Below are 20,421 nucleotides of genomic sequence, written 5' to 3'. Positions count from 1 at the left end.
TCGACCTTAAACAGAAGCCTGGACTGCTAACAAATCACTTTCAAAGATGTAACGACCTGCTCCAAGTTTGAAGCAGCTTTCGTCTTCCGTACTTTCAAGCGGCTGGCAGCCTTCGATCTCCCAAGATCCTGATGTCCCTTTCACGCCATCGATGGCGTACACCCGGCCAGGTACATAGATCGTAGCCGTCGAATTGACGGGTATCGTCACTTCGATCCGGAAAACTGATGACGACGCGGATAAATGCCAAGCCACCTCAATAGTTCCATACAAAGAGTCATAGCTTGCTTTGACCCTGTCTAAGCTTCCACCAGGCCTTGGCCGAATGATCGTGTGTTTAAAGCCTGGCGCAGCAGGATCAGCCTCGATACCAGCCATATATCGGAACATCCACTCCCCTACTGAGCCAAGGGAATAGTGGTTAAAGGAGTTCATGGACGGCGTCTGGAACCCCTTGTGTTCCGTCCAGCCGTCCCAACGTTCCCAGATCGTTGTTGCTCCATGTTTAATGGAATACATCCAGGATGGGAATTCCTCCTGAGTAAGCAGCGTATAAGCAACATCCAACTTCCTATGCTCGGTTAGTGCCGGAAGCAGATATCCGACTCCGAGAAAGCCCGTTGACAAACGGTCACCTCGTGTGCGGATATCTGTCGTCAGGTACTCGATTGCCAGCTTGTTCTGCTCATCGGTCAGCAGGTTGAATTGCAGCGAAAGCACATACACAGCCTGCGTTTCCCCGTGAATTCGGCCATCACTGCCCACAAATGCATCCCGAAATGCTTGGGCAATCGCCGCAAACAACGTCTCATATTGGATCTGATCGTCTTTGCGACCCAGAACCCCGGCGATTTTGGCCAACAACTGTGTGCTATAGGCAAAATAAGCCGTTGCTAATACTTCCTTGGGTGTATCCGCATCAATCGATAACCAATCGCCATAGTTGGCATAATCTGGACGCACGTAATCTTCACTGTTGTCCCGAAGATAGTTCACCCAATCGGCCATCGCTTTGTAATTCGTTTCCAATATGCGTGTATCCCCATACATCACATACAGAGTCCATGGAATGATGACCCCGGCATCGCCCCATCCCGCATTATCAGGTGCGAACCAATTCAGATTCGCATTCCACATTTTGTGCCGGATCCAGCCGGCGTCAGGCGCCACATCGGTGAAAGCCCCCGATGGCTGCTGGCAGTCGAGAATGTCCTGCATATATTTAGAGAAAAAGCGCGACACATTCATGTTGTAAGCTGCTGTGCGGGCAAAAATTTGCGCATCTCCGGTCCAACCGAGCCGCTCGTCACGCTGCGGACAGTCCGTTGGCACGGAGAGGAAGTTCCCCCTTTGTCCCCATGTAATGTTGGCATGCAGACGGTTCACCATCGAATCATTCGTTTCGAGTCGTCCTGTCTCTGCCATATCGGAGTGCACAACTTTGCCTGCAATGGTAGCCAAGTCGGGTTCGCCAGGATAACCAATCAATTCGACGTAACGGAATCCATGAAATGTGAAATGCGGTTCGTACCTTTCTTCGCCAATCCCTTTTAGCACATAATGATCCTGCTGCACAGCTACCCGCAAGTTATCCAAATATAAGCTGCCATCTGGATTCAACATCTCGGCATGGCTGACCGTTACTTGGTGGCCTGCTACCCCGCTAACCGTCAACTCTGTCCAACCAACCATATTTTGTCCCATATCATAAATGAATGTCCCTGCTTCCGTGCGGCGGAAAGAGACGGGCTTCAGCACTTGCATGATGCGAACCGGAGGTTCTACCGTTCCCACAAGCAAACCATTGTACCCCGTTCGAACATCAGGAACCTCCCAAGCGACTTCTGCCTGATAGCCAGATTGATCCCAGCCAGTCGGCTCAAGCCGGGCATCATACGCCTCACCTTTGATCAGATCCGAATAAAGAATTGCGCCCTTAGCTGCCTGCCAAGACGAGTCCGAAACGATCCTTTCGCTCGTGCCGTCGAAGTATTCAACCCGCGCCTGGAGCAGTAAAAACGGCCTTTCTCCATACACATTTTCCCCCAGAAAACCAACAGTACCCGCGTACCAGCCGTCACCTAGGATGGCTCCAAAAACATTTTCACCAACCGTTAACTGGTCCGTAATCTCATAAGCTTGCACCTGTACACGTGTCTCATAATCCGTCCAGCCAGGCGCAAAGAGAGCTCCAATTCTACTGCCGTTAAGCCGAAGATCATACAAACCAAGCGCAGTCGCATAAACAAAAGCCCGTTTCACAGCCTTCGTAAGCTGAAAGCTCTTGCGCAAGTAAGGAGGAGGCTGCATGTCAACACCTTTTTCCGACTTGCGACCAATCCACTTGGCCTTCCAATCTGCACGCGACAGCAGACCCATTGACCAATAAGCCGTTTGACTCCAGGCGGACGCTTCTCCATGGGTATCCCAAACGCGAACTTTCCAATAATACGTTTGCTCAGAACGCAGAGTCTCTCCGGCATATGCAATGTGAATCGATTGATCCGAGGCCACTCGGCCGCTATCCCACCGATCAGCCACACCTTGCTCCAGCAGTTCTTGTGACGAAGCAACCATGATTTGATAAAAAGCTTGAGCTGCAGACCGGTCGCTCGACTCCAGCCTCCAAAATAAACGCGGCCGACTGACATCAATTCCAAGCGGGTTATTCGCATATTCCGTTAAACATTGGACAATGGTTAGACTCACTGTGATCCCCCTTAAATTAAGATCGTACTAGTTTGTATTATAAAAGGAGAAGCCTGCTCAATTATGGGGGGTTCGATAACAGTTTATAGGGCAAAAACATTAACCTTGAAACGCGATGGTCGCGCCTGCCTCCTTTTCATGAATAATTGAAATAAATAACCTATAAAAATGAACTCATTCCCCTAATGTGCCGGGATAAATATGTATTAAAGTTAAATTACATAGCTATTTCACGCTATATTTTTCACCCGTATTGTTGAAAACGATTTCACTTTTGAAGAAAAGACGGAAAGGGGATGAATAACTTAGGCATATCCCGCTCTTCATAACGAACCAAAGGAGGAATTACCTTGAGAAAATGGACATTATTCCTGCTGTCGCTCCTGATGTTCTTCAGTATATCGCTGAGGATTGCATCAGCATCCCCTGCGGAGGTAACAGCATCGCTAGACATGGCTACCGGCATTGTAACTATTGCTGGCAATTCGGGTTTGCCGGGAGAACATCTCATCACTGTGCAGGTCCGTGATCCGCACAATCGTCTTGCCTATTTGGATCAGGGGAAAAGTAGTGAAAGCGGAGACTACCTCTTTCATTTTACTGTGAACAGCAATGTTGCTGGCACCTATTCCGTTTCTGTTGCTGGTGAAGCCGATATTAACGTCTCCCAGACTTCATTTACCGTGAATTCCCTGCCTTCTATTCAAGTAACTTTGGACCCGGACACCATCTGGCCACCAAATAAGAAAATGGTCACCGTGACGGCCGATGTGTATGTGTCTGACCCTTTTTCGCAAATTGACAGCATTGTTCTTACTTCCATTACTTGTAATGATCCTATCCAGCCAAATGACATTCAAGATGCGCAGTTCGGCACATTCGATAAGACGTTTGCTCTTCGTGCCGAGAAATCAAAAGATCATTCTGAACGGGTGTATACGATCACTTACACGGCAACCGATAAAGCCGGAAACCGCTCGGTAGCTACCGCAACGGTAACCGTGCCTCACGACCAGTCTGGCAAAAATAAGGAATGATCTTTCGGAGGTGTTATTTTGAATACGAAGTTTAGACAGATTATCCCCCGCCTCGTTATCGCTTTTATGTTAGTCAGCGCGGTTTATGGCGCTCAACCTTTTGACACAAAAGCGGTGGCTGCAGAAACTCCAGCTAGTGACGGCTGGCAAGTGCTCGTTGACGACAATTTTGAGAATGAATCGGTCGGTACAAAAGCAGAAGATCAAGGTTATGTTGTGTACAAGCCTATGCTCGAGGAAGGGAACACTGGCGGTCTTGAAGGTGATGCTTATGTAGCCAAAGCTCCTGGTAAATCGGGCAACAGTCTATATGTCTACGATGACTTTAATTCCGTCAGCAATGTCGCCTACCGCAATACGACGAGAGTTGTCAAAACATTTGAGAAACAAGAAGGCGTAGTTGTAGCTGAGGTTTCCTTCATGCAGCCCGGGCCGCAGTTCGAAAGAGCGAAAGTGCTGAACCTGTTAAGCAGCAGCGGAGATTACATCGCGAGAATAACAGCAGATCCAGCGCAGGCCAAGTTCGTGTTCGATGCCAAAACGGGACCTGACAATATGTATCCATACGAACCCAATCGTTGGTACAACATCAAGCTTGTTGTCGACATCGTCAATGATCAAGTCATGGTCTATGTGGACGGCAACCTATGCTTCTCCAAACAGCCGACTGTCGAGGTGCGGAGCGCAGGCACTACTACAAGCGAGAAAATCAAGCAAAACATCGCAATGCTTGAAATGCTTACAGCGGGTGGTTCGCCAAATCCGGTCAATGCTTTCTACATTTCCCAAATCAAGGTATCTGCGAAGCCACCTGCCGCTTCTCCAGAAGCTCCTGTTGGACTCACAGCTTATCCGCGAGATAAAGAAATCTATGTCGAATGGGCACCTTCGGCAAGCGCCAGATCCAATAATGTCTACGTGGCTACCAAACCTGATGCCGCTGACTCCGAGTATGTGAAGGTTATGGATAAATATAATAAAAAATTTGTGCCGAGCGATTACGTCTCTATTACGAAGCTTGGGACCTCATCCAGCAGTCCTCCACTTGAGAATGGGAAAACCTATTATGTCAAAATCACACAAAACACCAGGCTGCTGTCAAAAGGCACCGATACGGAAGTAGAGAGTCCACTCTCTTTATCACAAGCCGTTGCCGTTACCCCTAACCCCAGAACAACACTGAATTCTGCAAGTACGAGCGTCATCCAAAACGTGTATGTAAACGATACCAAAAACATGTCCGGTTGGTCCGTCCAAAGCAATCTCACAGTAGGAAGTACTCCCTATGGAGATTCAGAGCGCACCATAACCAAATTGCCTTCAAATTATATCGGGATTGATTGGATTCGAACGTCAAATGCATCAGGTGCCTATACGGCCAGCGATGTCCTTACTACTTTTACCGTTAGGAATGAAGCCGACGTTTTTGTCGCTGTAAGCCGGAAGACGATGGAAGCCAACCTAGCCTGGTTGTCAACATGGACCAAAACTGCGGATACCATCGAGCTGGATGGGGGCGCAGAGGGGTTTGATGTGTACAAGAAAAGCTTTGCAGCCAATTCGCAGGTTACGTTGAGCAAAATCGGTCAATCAGACAGCAACGGCTATTTTATACTCGTTAGAGGTCGTTCGATTCAGTTAAATTCTTTCGAATTTATGGACTGGAATGGCAACAAAATTACCACGCTAACGTCAGGGATGAACGCAACAGCCAAAGTTGAGGTGACGAATAACACAGCCGAGCAACGCTCATTTGTCGTGATCTGTGCGTTATACGATGCAAATCAACGTTTGGTTACCTATACGTCTGCATCTGTATCGGCACATGCCGGGGAGAAACGCACATTAAACACCGGATTCAAGGTCCCTCTAAACATATCCGGCTATCATGCGAAAGCTTTTATCTGGGACAACCTAATAACTATGAAACCACTGTCGAGCAGTATATCCATTCAGTAGGCACGAGGAGGCAACAATGAAAAAAATAATTGCAATCTTATCATTCCTATTTATTGTAGCAAGCCTAGTCCCTTCGCTGGCGGCTGCGGCGGAACCCATTACGGCCTTTCCGGGAGCGGAAGGCGCCGCTATGTATATAACAGGAGGACGCGGTGGCGATGTTTACGAGGTCACGAGTCTCGAAGATTACACCTCCTCGGAGACCGCGATTCCCGGAACGCTGCGCTATGGGCTTGCCAAAGTTGCGAACAGCAATGCCAAATCAACCGTGATTGTTTTCCGGGTCTCTGGCACCATTCATTTGAAGGAGAAAATTAAAACCAATGTCTTCAATCTGACGATTGCGGGGCAGACAGCACCTGGAGATGGCATCGCGATTGGCAACTATTCGGTATCCTTAGGCGGATCCAATATTATCATCCGTTATCTTCGCTTCCGCGGTGGCTTCGCAGAGCTGGACGACACTTTTTCACCCAATGCTCCGAAAATGATGATTGACCACTGCTCTTTCAGTTGGAGCACAGACGAGGTGCTGTCATCCAAGGATAAAAGCAGCATCACGGTTCAATGGTCGATCATCAGCGATTCTCTGAACATGTCGATCCATGATAAGGGAGCCCACGGGTACGGCGGGATTTGGGGCGGCACCAATGTGTCGTACCACCATAACCTAATTGCGAACAATAATAGCCGCAACCCGCGATTAGACCGTGATTTTAGACTGGAAAAAGATGCCCCGCTGCTGTTTGATTTGCGAAACAACGTCCTTTACAACTGGGGCGCCAACAGCGGATATGGCGGTGAAAATGCGACTGGCGTCAATGTCGTAAACAACTACTACAAAGCGGGTCCCGCTACCTTTGATGATGTGAGAAGCAGGGTTTTCAATCCTTGGTCCGAGCAGCCCGGGAATTACTATATTGAAGGCAATTACGTGGACGGTTATCCCGGGATTAGCGCAAATAACTGGGCCGGTGGCGTTCAACCTGAGTATGGCTTGGGAACCGTCAACCGCCTGCAGAGTCAAGTGCCTATTACTTATAAACAGGCAGATGGAACAACCGTCGATACTTCTGTTACGACTGACTCGGCAACAGACGCTTATGGCAAAGTTCTTGAGCATGCAGGAGCAATTTTACCAAAAAGAGATTCTCTCGACGCTCGTATCGTGAGCGATGTAAGGAACGGTTTGGGGAAATTCGCCAATACCCCGGATGGTGACGGAGGCTTTCCAGCATTAACGGAGACGACATTGTCTGCCGATTATGACACTGATCACGATGGTATCCCAAACAGTTGGGAAACGGCAAATGGGCTTGATGTTAATAGCGCAGCAGATGGGAAAGCGGATAGTGGTGATGGATATACCTATCTGGAGCAATATTTGAACTCGCTGCTGGGCAATGGCTCCCATAATCCTGCTATAGCCATCACTAGCCCTTCGGCGAACGCAATGCTGCAAGCGAATCATGATATTGTGATTGATGCCACGGCATCTGACAATGATGATGATGGTGCCATATCCAAAGTTGAGTTCTCTTTCTACGATACGAAAGCAATGAAGTTGATCCCGCTAGGAACGGTTACTTCCGCACCGTATACGTACATATGGACGAATGCCCCTGAAGGAACTCATTATTTGTATGCTAAGGCGACTGACAGCTCAGGAACTCAAACCCTGTCGAGTATGGTTGTCATTCATGTCAACGATGCAAGTGGGACTGGAACGTGGACATCCGCAGACATTGGTACCGTGACCCTGCCAGGAGCGTCAAGCGTTTCAGAGACAGGGAGCAGTTCCTTTATCGTAAAAGGTACCGGTGAAATTGGTGCGACCGATGATGGCATCCAATCTTCCGATGCGTTTCAATACACCTACCGTGATATCGCAGGCGATATGGAGTTAAGCTCTACGATTAACTTCCAGAATCCTTCTGAGTATGATAATGGTGTGAAATCAGGACTGATGATCCGCCAGGATCTGACGGCTGATTCCCCTTTTGCCATGATAACGGTGATGAAGGAAGAATATTACGGATCGCGGATTCATTTTATGAGCAGATCGGCCCGAGGGGAATTGGTTGAATCCACGGCGAAGTCCAATGTGACCTTGCCTGCGCTATTGAAAATTAGCCGGTACGGGAATGAAGTCAAAGGTTTAATTTCCATTGATGGCGGAGCTAACTGGGAGGTAGTAGGTTCTGTCGCGCTTGATCTGCCAAGCCATGCTTACATGGGGATGGCCGTCGATGCGACGAAAAGCACGAACAATTTTAACTACTACAATTCGTCGATGTTTGAGAATACGAAGCTGCGTACAGATAACATCACTGGAGCTGTCTTCTCCACCGGGAATTTGCTCATGAACGAGAATGACGGTGATCCTTCTGTCAGCGTGCAATTTAGCAATCGCTCGGAGCTTGATAAAAATGGCGTGCTGGTCCTCGCGTTATATGATGCGGATGAGAATATCGTCAACTATTCCTATTCCAGCGACTTGGTTGAAGGTCAAGGGATAAGAGCGCTAACGGCGAATTTCCAGCTCCCCCTTCATGCAGCTGGTTATAAGCTGAAGGCCTTTGTGTGGGACACGCTTGCCAGCAAGCAAGTGATTTCTAATGTAGCTGAGCTGCCTTTGGTGCAGCGGTAATGATGGTTGTTGTTGTGCATGCTGCTGTGCGTGCATGATGAGCTGGTTGGTTGCAGGCGGCGATTCTTTATGCCGCCTCAGCTAAAATAGCTGGAAAAACTACCGCTAATCAGCGCTGCTCTGGGGCAGGGGATGAAATAGCGGTAGAAACTCCAGCTAAATCATCGGTTGCTAGGCGAAATTAGCTGGATTGGCTGAAATTTGCGGTATAAATTCCAGTTAAATGGAAATAAGTGGGGTTATTCAGGGAATTAGCTGGAGGAATCGGCGCTAATTACAAAGCAAGTGAGTAGAATGATGAGATAGTACCGGTTTAGTAAAGTAGCTAAAACTTAAGCCTGACGGCGTACAACCCGTCAGGCTTTTTATGTGTTCGCTTTACAAATCTACAAATGAGAGCCGCCACTGGCATCAATCAGTTGTCCGGTTACCCAGCGGCTATCGGAAGAAGCCAGAAAAGCAGCTATATCAGCAACATCCTCCGGTTGCCCCCATCTGCCAAAAATAGAAAAATCAGCGCCATATTGTTGGGAGGCAGGATCTTGCAGCATGCCGGCATTCATATCCGTGGCAACGAATCCAGGTTGGATGGCATTGATCGTAATTCCACGTAATGCGAGTTGGTTGGATAGAGCGAGTGTCAGCGTATTGATTGCCCCCTTGGTCATGCTGTATGCAGGAATCGCAGGCAAGGAAATTCTTGTTATCGCCGACGATAAGTTAATAATTCGACCATCGTCTCGTAAACGTGGCAAACCCTGTTGCGTCAGGAAAAATGGCATTTTTACATTTACTCTCATAATTTCTTCGTATGCCTCTTCCGTAGTAGCTTCTATTGGGGCTACTAGAGCAATCCCTGCGTTGTTCACAAGGATATCGAAGCGAGTGTCACCAGTGCGCTCCTTCAACACTTCAGCTAATGTTTGATAAAGTGTCTGTATGCTCTCTATAGAACCAAGTTTCGCACCTATCGTGAAGGCAGCGCCTCCACTCTGCTCAATATCTCGCACGACTTCTTCTGCTGCGGATTGGTTCGTGCCATAATGAACAGCTACCAACGCTCCTTCTTGCGCTAAGCGCAGCGCAATGGCACGCCCAATCCCCCGGCTTGCACCCGTAACCAAAGCAACTTTACCCTGTAATCTACTCATGATTTTAATCTCCTCTTGTGTCAAATAGTAACACGATAGTTATAACACAAGGGGAGTTCTGAAATGTTGCTCTCATATTCGTAGAACCCAAAACCAAGCATCAGTCCGAAGTAGCGAACCAATCGTTCTTCATCGTCCCCACTAACCGCCGATGACCTTGAAACTCCTCATAGATGTTAAAATCATACGACTTAAGGAAGGTCAACTTGTAGATCAAATCACCATTCTCCAAAGAGATTCGGAAGTCCTTATACTTGCCAACTTTTAACTTCGATTGCGGCGTTTCTGGTGCATCATTGGCTCGCAGCTCGAAACTGCTCAAGTCCGTCGACCATTCAATCGCTCTCAACCCATTCGCGTCGTTGATCTGAAAGACGATTTTACGACCCTCGGTGTTTACACTCGTGCTCATATCCTTAGTAATCTCATAGTTGAACTTTAAAGATAACTCGTTATTATCCAGTGAGGTGCCGACATGATCAATGGAGAGCGTATATGGTGCAAGAGAGATCCCTTGAAGCGGTGTCTTCACCTCGCTCTTCTCTTGAGGAAGCCAGAAGGCGAATGGCTTCACATACATGTCTGCATCCCCCGATTTGTCATCGTCATCATCATTTTCGTCATCGCCAGCAGGTTCTTCCGTTAATAGCTCACCATCCTTGGCGGCCTCTCCAAGCAAAAGATTCATTCCAGTTGTATCAACACCCTTTGGAATGATGCTAGAAACGATGAGCATTGCTTTCCCTCCAGGTCCTACTTTCTCTTTCACATCCAGCACATTTGCGGGATAAACGGTGCCACTAGCTGCTCGGAAGCTGGCAACCAGCTTCGCCAAATTCGTGAATCTCTTCTCCTGATTCTGGGCCAGCACCCTTACGGTGTATTGCGTCGTGGATTGTCCTTGATAGCTCATAACATGCTGAATCGAGAATATGGATTGATAGCCCGCGTCCGTCAGTTCGAAGGAAGCAGCTGAATCAAGGATCGGCACATGCAACAAATCAGTCTGTGACTCGAAATCAAGTACATCGATTATTTTCTCATCGGATGTTTTTTCTTGCAGTACAAGCTTTATTTTCGAAAATACATACGTATAAGGAACTTTAGCCGCCATCTGCATACCGACGGAACTGTCTTTCGTAAGTCCCAGCACTTTGGAAGGGATGATAACCTTCGCCTCTACCTTCACCTTTCCATCTAGCAAGAAGTATCCCGTCAATTCTGGAATGGGCAGTGAATCTGAGCCTTTGTTCTTCAACATGAAATCCGCAGTCAAAATGTCCGTGTCTTCCCATGGCAACCGATACATGCCGTTCATCTTAACCGTGTAGAGGCCATTCTCGTCTGAAAATGAGACCTCCTCCCCTGCACCCTTCACCTCTTCATCCGATTCCTTTGGCACTTCCAGAGAGGCGATGGGCACATTCAACTTCAAATCGGATAAGTACTGTGTAACAACGATCTGCCAGCCTTCCGTTGAAACCTCTGCGGGGACATTTCCCGTGAGCGTAATCTCCTTGGTTTCTTGGGAGTTAATAAGAAGGTCGTTTATGCCTTTTGCTATCAGCGGATAGGTATATCCCTCCGAAGTACGAACGATAAATTGATAATCAGGTACTGCTAAGCTGTATTTCCCCGTATTTTTCAGCTTCAGTGTTAGGTTAGGCAGGCTGTTTTTTTCATTCTTGCCACGGGTAAAATCAGATAGAGCTACCTCCATGATTGTGCCTGACACCTTAACCTCTTGGGAGCTTCCTGCAGGTGCTACTTGTGTGAAATCTTCAGGCACGGAGATTTCGCCAAGCTGGCGCTCAAATGGATTGCGGGAGAAATCCCATTTCCCAAGACGAAACTTCAAATCTTGTAAAGCAGTTGCGTCATTAATCATGGCATAGTAGGAAAAGTCTTGTGATGAACCCGCAGCAATTTTCGTTTTTTCTTTGTCCTGCGGCATCATCTTGGCCGTGAATGAGTCACCATTCTTACCTAGCAAGCGTATCCAATAATCAATCAGTGAGAGGGTCTCTGAGCTTTGGTTCGAAATATGAAGCGTGAACGTAACGATATTGCCGTTGTGATCGGACAGAAGTCTCAGCTGTTTGATCTCCGCATAGCTGTTGTCACCCAGCTGGATCTGCTCGAATGCAGCACCAGCATTGTCTGAATTGCCGCCTTCTGCGAATACGGATATGGACATGAACGAGCTGATTAGAACCACTATCGCAAAAACCATGAGGATGGGGAAACGTTTACAAATTCTAGTCATCAGCGGTCTCCTTTCTACGCTTCGTGTTTCAATACATCTAAGCCAATCAGTTCTTCCGGCCGCATCGCCTTGAGCTGCTTCTCGTATAATTCACGATATAACCCGTGTTGCGCTAGCAGCACCTGATGTTTGCCTCGTTCGACAATGCGTCCCCGGTCGATAACAAGAATCTGATCGGCTCTGACGACAGTCGCCAGACGATGCGCAATGACGAAGGTCGTGCGTCCTTGCATGAGCCGCTCCAGCGCCTCTGTGACCAAATGTTCGGATTCTGCATCCAGTGCCGACGTAGCCTCATCCAGAATTAAGATGCGAGGACTCTTGAGAAGCGCTCGTGCTATAGCAATACGTTGTTTTTGTCCTCCAGATAACCTCACGCCGCGTTCTCCAATCATGGTTTCATAGCCAAGCTCCCACTCTTCAATGAATTCATGCGCATTCGCAGCCTGTGCAGCAGCGATAATTTGCTCTTTGGGAGCTTTCGGATTGCCATAAGCAATATTTTCATAAACCGTTCCCGAAAACAGGATATTATCTTGGAGTACAAGCGCCATATGGCTTCGCAGATCATGTAGATCATAATTTCGCAAATCAACGCCGTCTAACAATACGGAACCTTCATCAGGGTCATAAAAGCGGAGCAGCAAATTAATAATGGTAGACTTTCCTGCGCCACTAGGTCCGACAAGCGCTATCACATCACCGCTTGCGGCTTTAAAGCTTATTCCTTTAAGAGCTGCCCTCGTCTCCAGAACCATCAGAGGCGGATCCGGTCTCATTTTTGGCGGAATCCAATAAAAGCGTTTGGCAGGTTTTTGGCGCTCGACCAGATCTTTATCCTTCTGATCAACTTCAGCTTGCTGCTTTTCGGGTCTTTCAATCACATAATCGAACCCGACTTGGTCGAACTGAATGTCACCTTTACAAGTTTTCAGGGGGATGGGATTGTCGTTATTCTGAATTTCCGGTTCAATATCGAACACTTCAAAGATTCTTTCCACGTTGGCAAGCGAATTTTGAATCGTAACGTTAACATCAGAAAAACGCTGAATCGGGCCGTACATCTGGGATAAATAAGCCTGGAAAGCGATTAGTTCCCCTACCGACATCTTCCCCTGAATCACCATAGTTCCACCAACGAACCAAATGATTAATCCGCCGAAATCCTGAAAGGTTTGACTAATACGGCCTAGCGTGTTGGATAAAAATTGAGCCGTCATCGCGTAGCCGAAATGAGCAGAAGCTTGCTTTTTGAACCGGTTCAGCTCCATGCGTTCCCGGCTAAATGCCTGCACAACCTTCATCCCGGCAATACGCTCGACTAGGACGCCTGACATTCGTTCCATCTGCCGATGGACAGAACGCCATGCGAAGCGGATATGAACATTGATGTTCGTAAACGTTAAATAGTAAACAGGCAGCATCCACAAAGACAACAGCGCCAGTTTCCAATCCATATGAAAAAGCATAAATCCAGCGAAAAGCACCAGGAAGAAATCAATGGCCAAATTAATGACACCAGCACCGACTAGATTCTGAGCGCCATTCACATCGTTCAAAATTCTTGAGACGATGCTGCCGACCTGACGGCTGTCGTAAAACCGTTGAGAGAGCTTTTGCATATGCTCATAAAGCTGAAATCGGATATCGATGACCATGGAATTTCCCATTTTGGCCATGACCCATTGACGCACATAATTAACCGCTGTTCCGAAAACGTAAACGCCTCCCAGTACCCCAATGACCTTGGACAATGTCCATGAGCTCTCTTTTTGCGGAAGTACTTCGTCGATCAGAACCTTGGTCATCCACGGTACCGTCATGGGAACGACGAATTGCAGAATACCAAGCCCAACAATGGTAATGATCATGTAACGGTACGGTTTTAAAAATTTAAAATAACGCCGTATGAGATGGGATTTTGTGTCCTTCTGCATATTAAACCTTCTTTCCATTCCCTGGATGTTATCCAACTGTCCGGCAGTCAAGATATCCCGTGAAGCACCCGATCGAAGAAATCAGGAGGCCCAACTTGACCGCCTTTCATAACGACTTCTAATCCATCAATCCATTCATCCTGCGAAAATGCCCGACAAAGCGGCCCCCCTGGAACAACAGGAGCTATCATTTCCAGCGCGTACATATTCATTCGCTTGACCGCAAAACCTGTCGTATCCCCTCCGGCTAAGACAACTCTTCTGACTCCCGTAGACTGAACAAGTGCTCTCGTCATTTCACCCAAACGTCCGCCAATACGCTCACCGCTTACCGCCACATTGTGTCCACGCGTTCGCATTCGCTCTTGCGTCTCCTGAATAGATTCGTCATGCGGTCCAAGTGCCGTATACAAAATAACGTTCTTCCCAGCCCGGAGCCAGTGCTCCGCCTCACTAATCAGCAAGTTCTGGGCCGCTGCCGCTGCCGACTCCTCTTCGAAAAAAAGAGGCGCAGGTACACGAATACCCACATAACCGTGCGCCATTGCCCATTCGATTTGCGCACAAGTCGCTGGAGAACAACTGCCCGATAGGACGAGGAGCCGGTCCGCAGGCTCTGCCTTCTTCCGCTCGGGCGCTGCGGGCAGTGAACCCCTCTGCTGCCAATAGGAGACTAGCGCATACTCCACGCCTGATGAACCAATCACAAACATCGGCTCACGCTTGTTCTCCTCTGATAATAAACCACCGATTTTGGTGAGATGCTCATCCGTCAACACATCAAATAGCAAAACATCATGTGCTTGATCAAGTTTTTCATCCAATCGATTTCGCAGATCTGGTTCACTTTGCTCCAAATCTTTAACGCTCATAAGCCCCATCGAGCATGAGGTCTGCTCAGCCAAATGAACCCGAAGATCCGCTTCTTTCATCGGTGTAACCGGGTGCTGTGTCAGGTTGGGATGCCGATCCAAACGAACAATATCATTCCCTTTTGCTGCAAAATGGTTCCCAAACACCGTATACCGCCCTAATGCAGGCGAACCTGCCAATAATGGGGTGTATCGTTGCTCAGGGAATACACGCCGTCCGATATCGATAACAGCTCCTATGCTGCCCACCACTCGTGATGAATCGAAGGTGGAACATATTTTGTAGTGTACAATTGGCGCTTGGAATGCCTTTAGAGCAGTAAGTGCGGGGTGAAGCGTCATCTCCATCTCATCTGGACTCATCGTCCGGCTAACGCCTGCCACCCCAAAGCCATCATAATGGCTAAACTTCTCCTTCCAAGTGGACAGACTCGGAATGTCCATAAACAGAATCATACGCAAACCGCCGATCGTTAGCGCTTCTAATACATCGGTAGAACCTGTAAAGTCATCGCCGTAATAGCAGATTCGCATTCGGTATCCCTCCCTTTCCACCCAATTGAAGATAGCTTTAGCCGAATGCGGCTAAAGCCTGCTTTAATTCCGGATGTTTGCTCGCATGCAGCTCCAAAGGAATCCCAGCTAGAGCCGCATCCCACCCTTGCACAAGACTGCGGAAGCCTGCTCCGGGACCCTCTGGATGAGCATGGATACCACCGCCAGCGATATTCATCAGATCTACAGTTCGAAGCGTACTGTATGTTTCAGGCGCTGCCCCCGCCCATTGCTTCGATGACAATACGGGCAGTGCTGTGTCAGTCTGATCGAACATTGGTGTCAAGCACTCGCGCACGCTCTCTACGACGGAGGCATTGTCTTCATAGAACTTGTTGTTGAGCCCGTTGACATGCAGATGATCCACACCGGCCAGCCGGCACAGTTTCTGATAGGCAGCAAATGACATGCCAAGATACGGGTATCGTGACATCATACCCCATTGGTTCCGGTGCCCATGTATACAAACGGGCGCATGCTTTCTCAAGTGCGCAAGGCCAGCAAACCCAATGCTGTTGATGCTGACCATGACGCAGTTGCCTCCAGCTTTCACGACCGCATCGAGATGACCTTTCATGGGATCGATATCGTCGGTAATATTAAAGGCATACATCGTCTTTTTACCCGTTCGGTCTGCTGCTCGTTCTATTTCTTCCATGACAACCTTGATGCGCTCCGCAATTGGGGCATATGGCGGATTACCATGTACCTCATCGTCTTTAATAAAATCAATGCCAGACAAAGCCAATTCACGCACAATCAACCTCAGCTGTTCGGTCGTCAATCCAATGTTTGGCTTGATGATCGTTCCGATGATTGGCCGTCCATGTACACCGGTTAGCTCCCGTGTACCCGAGATACCGAACTGCGGACCCTCGTAGCGCTCTTGAAACTGCTGCGGCAAATCCAGATCAAGCAGCCGAAGTCCAGATAGCTCTTCCAACTCATACAGATTGCCCGCAACTGTCGCCAGCACGTTCGGGATTGAAGGTCCAATGTTGGCATATGGGAATGCAATCTTCACGATACCACGACGGAAGACGCCTTTGCTGCCTGAGGGTACCTTAGCCCCGGGCAGCGAAGGAAAGGGCGCGCTCTCTAACTCCTGAATGGAGATAATCTGTGCGCGATGTTTTTGCTTCAAGCTGTCTGTTTCATTCGGCAAGGGCAGAAAAGTGCCCGTAGATTGCTCGCTGACGATAATTTCACAAGCCTTCTCCAGGGAAAATGCGGTTTCGAGCCAGTAGGTTGCAATAACTTGATCGTTCTTCAGCATGGATATTTCCCCTGTCTTTCCAATTCGGCCCGCACGGCCATGATGCCAAGACGCGGGCTGGCATACACAGGCAGTCCGGTTTCCTCGGTTAGCGTTTTTTCCATTCTCGCCATTGAGCCCTGAGCCAGCACGAGTACATCCGCCTTTTTAGCTACTAATTTAGCAGCTTCATAAATCAAACGATCATGCTCCTCAGGCTGGCCTGAAACTAGAGCTTGATAAGCCCCTTCCGCCAAGGCGTCAACTACGCTGACTTTTCGGTTTTGAAGATCAGCTTCTCTTTGCAGTAATTGCCTAGTCGGATCTAGTGTCGTCGGCAGTGTAGCCAGAACGCCAATTTGATCGAAATTTTTGGTAACCTGACGCGCCATGTCATCATCAATTTTAATAATCGGAATATTGAACAACGACCGCACCCGATCCGCTGCTTCACCTACCGATGAGCAAGTATTGAGGATCAGATCGGCTCCGATGTCTTCGGCATGTCGATAATACTGAACCAATCGGCGAACTACCGCAGTCGTCACTCCACCTGCCTGAATCACGTCGGCAATCAAACTGTCATCGATAATGTTGACGAGCCGGCAGCCTGGCAATTCCTCCCGAAACAGCGGCCCAATGCGATCCGATAACCCTTGACCCGTATAAACAGCAACAACTGTAGCCATTCCTTCTCCTCCTTTAGCTTGCCGTATTATTCATAAGCTTAATGGCTGTACCTAATCTGCCTTCTTGTGTGAGCCAATTGTCTGCATCAGGAATATCGAAATAGCGGAGCATGCCTGGCAATATGAAACTTAAAGAATCATTTTCATCATAAAATGGTTCTTTAATCCACGCTGCGAGACTGCTCATTCGATTCTCCAGACACACGCGTTGGACGCGTGAATCGAGCAGTGCCGCTAACTCGGCGTATATAGCGTATTTTCCGCAGCCGTAAAGCTCGATATCATCAGAATCGATATTTTTCAACGTTCCTGCTAGTTCAATAGCTCTCAATACATCGTAGGTTCGTACAGCTGCCATGCTGTCATTCAGCCACATCAATTCATCTGTATAGCGATCCATCATACCAAAGCGTTTGTAGGGTCTCTCTTCAGGTGAGTTCACATGCGGCAATAACGAGCCTATGCCCACTGGATTCAGTACCATGGCTATACGTCCGGAAGCGCAGGTTTCCTCGATCCATTTGGCATGCGCATTGATTTGTTTGGTTCCCCCATCCCATACGGCTATAGTAACGGGCAGCTTGCGGCCCGCCGATTCAGCTGGGAAAAATTGCAGCGCGTTGTTCAGCAAACCACGCTGGCTCCACCATACCGTCCTGAGTGCCCACAGATTCTCCACCTCTCCGCCTCCGGAAAGACGTGGATTCAGATCGCATGGCTTGCGGTTGAAGTAGACAGCATTGCGCAGCCATTTCAATGCCTGCTTCTTACGCAGATCTTCTGGCATCTCACTACGCGCTTTCTCCAACTGCTTCAACCGCTCGTTAGTTTCATCGTGTGTATTACGGGCATTCGGGCATTCCCCAATGACCTGCCCGCTCTGCGTGCAATGAAGCTGCTCCGCTGGCAGCAATTGAATAACTTCATCCTGCGGAGTTACCTTGTGACCCAGCAGTTGTTCCGAGAAGAATTCTGCTGCCGCACGGGCGAGCGGAATAGAAAAGCGATGAGCATTTTCATCCTCAAAAATGTCCAGCTTCTCGCTCTTGTCATACATCTCCCAGAATCTTCGGTTAACAGCGACAGTATGACGTGGACCCTCAATTGGTACAGAATCATAAGTTGTGGCAAGCACACGCACAGGTCGAGGTGCCATAGCAAGCACGATATCTTCGTGATCGAAACCCAGCGCAGAAAATCCAGGCCATTTCTGTTCCGCATCCTGCGCTTTACCTGTTAGTAGAAAGTACGGACGGTTCATGATGAAACCGCCTGGTGCAGCAGCAGCGATGCGCTCGTCGGCCATCATTAGCAGTGCCGTTTGGGTGCCGCCGCCAGAATGACCGGTAACTCCGATCCTTTGCGGATCAACTTCTTCTCTCGTGCACAAATAGTCGATGGCCCGCATCGCATCGTGAAGCATATAACGCGCATAGCTGTCGCCAAGCGGCAAACATTGCCGTCCTACATTTTCATGCTCGGTCACACTCGTCATCGGCGCCTGCCCAGTTGCAGGATCATAGAAGCCGAAACGCTCGCCCTGACCTACTGGATCAAGGGACAGTACGATAAGACCGGCATGAACCAAGTAATGACAGACAGTCTGGTACTCGTCGCAGTGTTTGGCCTGCTCGCGATGTCCGCATAGCAGAAGCACTGCGCCACGTGGCTTAGTAATTCCATCAGGGATATATAGATTTGCAGTCGCATAAACAAGTGGTCGCGGTTCAAAGATTACTTTCTCTACCTGGAAGCCATTTCCTGAGACCCTTCCTGTGATTTGGGGGTTTAACGGTGTATTGGAAGCATGCAAGCCACCTACGCAGGTGATGATCCCTTCACGAATCTCCTTTTGGCGCTGCTTAAGATCAGCTGCAGTCGTGATCGACTCACGCGCAAGCTCGCCCCTCTCCGCTGCTCGCATGGCGGATTCGTAAATCCATCTTGGCAGCTGGCTTTTCACATCAAAATGGGCGATTTGAACATTTTCAAACTTTTCAAACACGATGAGCCCCTCCTCCTCTTGATACTTCTGCCAGTTCTGATTCAACCAGCAGATCCGATAAACGGATTGGTTGATTGGCAGCTGCTGACTTCCAAATAGCTTCTCCTGTTAGCACCGCAAGGGCCCCCGCCTCAGCACCCGCCATTATGTCATAATGACGCTGCGGATCAGGTCCCAGGAATAAGTCTTCCAAAATAAGCGGATCACCTCCGCCATGCCCTCCTGCTTTCGGTACAACATGTATCGTTTCTTTGCCTCCGAACAGTGGGAAGTAGTCGATGGTTTGCTCAGGCACATGGAATGAAGCGCGTCCGGACATAATTTCCTTCGTTTCAATTCTGCCTTTCGTACCATTGATCGCAAGGCGATAACCTTCGTATGGCACCGAGAAATTGACGGAGTAGCTTAGCATAGCGCCTTTATCGTACTTAACAACAGCGGCATACGTATCCTCAATATCAATTTCGCTATCAAAAATGCAGCCATCAGGACGATATCCTGTGAAATGGTCTGGTTTGATTTCGAGCGCATTGACATGGTCGTCTGGAGGTACAATCTCTTTGCTCCGTGAGGACCATCGCATGAAATACGAACAAGAAGGTTTGACTCGGCATGTTCCGCAGTGTCTGCCGTCCTCCTTCACGGGATTGAGTTCCCCCTCCGGACCAAAATAATGCAAGGCTCCATATGCGAACGCTTCCAATGGTTTCTGGCCGATCCACCAGTTTACAAGATCAAAATGGTGCGTGCTTTTGTGCACCGACAACCCTCCGGAGTTGCCACGTTTACGATTCCATCGTTTAAAATAGCTTGCACCGTGATACGTATCAATGTACCAATTCAAATCTACGGAAGTCACCCGGCCGACTCTGCCTTCCAGAATCAGTTCCTTAATTCTTGTATGAATCGGAGAATACCGATAATTAAAAGTGACGTAAAGTTTCCCCTTGCTGTTACTCTGAGCATCCAATACCCGCTTGCAGTCGCTTCCCGTCGTCACCATCGGTTTCTCCGATATCACATCCAGATCGTGCTGCAAGCCCCCTACTATATAATCTGCATGGGTGTAATCCACGCCTGCAACGATGACAGCATCTGGTTTCGTTTCCTCGATCATCTGCTCAAACTGAGCCGGAGCATATACCGGGGTCCCTGTCAGCGCCGGAAATTTCTTAAAGCAATTGGCAAAGCGGCTTGGGTCCGCATCCAGCAAGCCGACAATCTCGCAATGCTGATGAAAAGTATCCAGCATAGGACGAATAAACATGCCGTTTGCCCTCGTGCTTACACCGCAAATCACGTATTTTTTCTTCGCCACGATGATATCCCTCCCTGC

The 20,421-nt window shown here is 48.6% G+C and carries 12 protein-coding genes; 3 read left to right on the top strand and 9 right to left on the bottom strand.

Annotated elements, in window-relative coordinates:
- Positions 1–6: 6 nt before the first annotated feature.
- The gene (locus GQF01_RS13725; protein ID WP_328803456.1) at positions 7–2,709 is read right to left on the bottom strand and encodes a family 78 glycoside hydrolase catalytic domain; all 2,703 of its coding nucleotides are present in this window, start codon (positions 2,707–2,709) and stop codon (positions 7–9) included.
- A 350-nt stretch (positions 2,710–3,059) separates the two neighbouring features.
- On the opposite strand from GQF01_RS13725, the gene GQF01_RS13720 reads away from it, so the two are divergent.
- Genes GQF01_RS13720 through GQF01_RS13710 form a run of 3 tightly spaced genes read left to right on the top strand, consistent with a single transcriptional unit; the run spans position 3,060 to position 8,355 of the window.
- Positions 3,060–3,746 (top strand): DUF5011 domain-containing protein, encoded by a 687-nt coding sequence (locus tag GQF01_RS13720; protein WP_161407322.1) that lies wholly within the window; start codon positions 3,060–3,062, stop codon positions 3,744–3,746.
- Between the two features lie 18 nt (positions 3,747–3,764).
- The gene (locus GQF01_RS13715; RefSeq protein ID WP_161407321.1) at positions 3,765–5,705 is read left to right on the top strand and encodes a phage tail protein; all 1,941 of its coding nucleotides are present in this window, start codon (positions 3,765–3,767) and stop codon (positions 5,703–5,705) included.
- A 16-nt stretch (positions 5,706–5,721) separates the two neighbouring features.
- Complete coding sequence (locus tag GQF01_RS13710; protein WP_161407320.1) at positions 5,722–8,355, top strand: Ig-like domain-containing protein; 2,634 nt, start codon at positions 5,722–5,724, stop codon at positions 8,353–8,355.
- Positions 8,356–8,741: 386 nt separating this feature from the next.
- Here the strand turns inward: GQF01_RS13710 and GQF01_RS13705 are convergent, their stop codons facing one another.
- From GQF01_RS13705 to GQF01_RS13670, 8 genes are all read right to left on the bottom strand, one after another.
- Positions 8,742–9,506, bottom strand: a complete 765-nt coding sequence (locus tag GQF01_RS13705; protein WP_161407319.1) for an SDR family oxidoreductase — start codon at positions 9,504–9,506, stop codon at positions 8,742–8,744.
- A 100-nt stretch (positions 9,507–9,606) separates the two neighbouring features.
- A complete protein-coding gene (locus GQF01_RS13700; RefSeq protein ID WP_161407318.1) occupies positions 9,607–11,772 on the bottom strand; it encodes a hypothetical protein in 2,166 nt (721 codons plus the stop codon).
- A 14-nt stretch (positions 11,773–11,786) separates the two neighbouring features.
- Positions 11,787–13,709 (bottom strand): ABC transporter ATP-binding protein, encoded by a 1,923-nt coding sequence (locus GQF01_RS13695; RefSeq protein WP_235959631.1) that lies wholly within the window; start codon positions 13,707–13,709, stop codon positions 11,787–11,789.
- A 47-nt stretch (positions 13,710–13,756) separates the two neighbouring features.
- Positions 13,757–15,115 (bottom strand): four-carbon acid sugar kinase family protein, encoded by a 1,359-nt coding sequence (locus tag GQF01_RS13690; RefSeq protein WP_161407317.1) that lies wholly within the window; start codon positions 15,113–15,115, stop codon positions 13,757–13,759.
- A gap of 37 nt (positions 15,116–15,152) precedes the next feature.
- Complete coding sequence (locus GQF01_RS13685) at positions 15,153–16,412, bottom strand: ribulose-bisphosphate carboxylase large subunit family protein (RefSeq protein ID WP_328803455.1); 1,260 nt, start codon at positions 16,410–16,412, stop codon at positions 15,153–15,155.
- Positions 16,406–17,080: an aspartate/glutamate racemase family protein gene (locus tag GQF01_RS13680; protein ID WP_161407316.1), complete on the bottom strand. Its 675-nt coding sequence runs from the start codon at positions 17,078–17,080 to the stop codon at positions 16,406–16,408. The genes GQF01_RS13685 and GQF01_RS13680 overlap by 7 nt, the downstream gene beginning before the upstream one ends.
- A 13-nt stretch (positions 17,081–17,093) precedes the next feature.
- Positions 17,094–19,085, bottom strand: coding sequence for an alpha/beta hydrolase family protein (locus GQF01_RS13675; RefSeq protein WP_161407315.1), 1,992 nt, complete (start codon positions 19,083–19,085; stop codon positions 17,094–17,096).
- Positions 19,078–20,403 carry a Gfo/Idh/MocA family protein gene (locus GQF01_RS13670; RefSeq protein WP_161407314.1) on the bottom strand — a complete coding sequence of 442 codons (1,326 nt, stop codon included), beginning with the start codon at positions 20,401–20,403 and terminating at the stop codon, positions 19,078–19,080. The genes GQF01_RS13675 and GQF01_RS13670 overlap by 8 nt, the downstream gene beginning before the upstream one ends.
- Positions 20,404–20,421 lie beyond the last annotated feature (18 nt).

This window comes from Paenibacillus silvestris, assembly GCF_009882985.1.
Lineage (GTDB): Bacteria > Bacillota > Bacilli > Paenibacillales > NBRC-103111 > Paenibacillus_E > Paenibacillus_E silvestris.
Note: the sequence above shows the minus strand (reverse complement) of the source record. Positions and strands in the feature narration are given on the sequence as shown.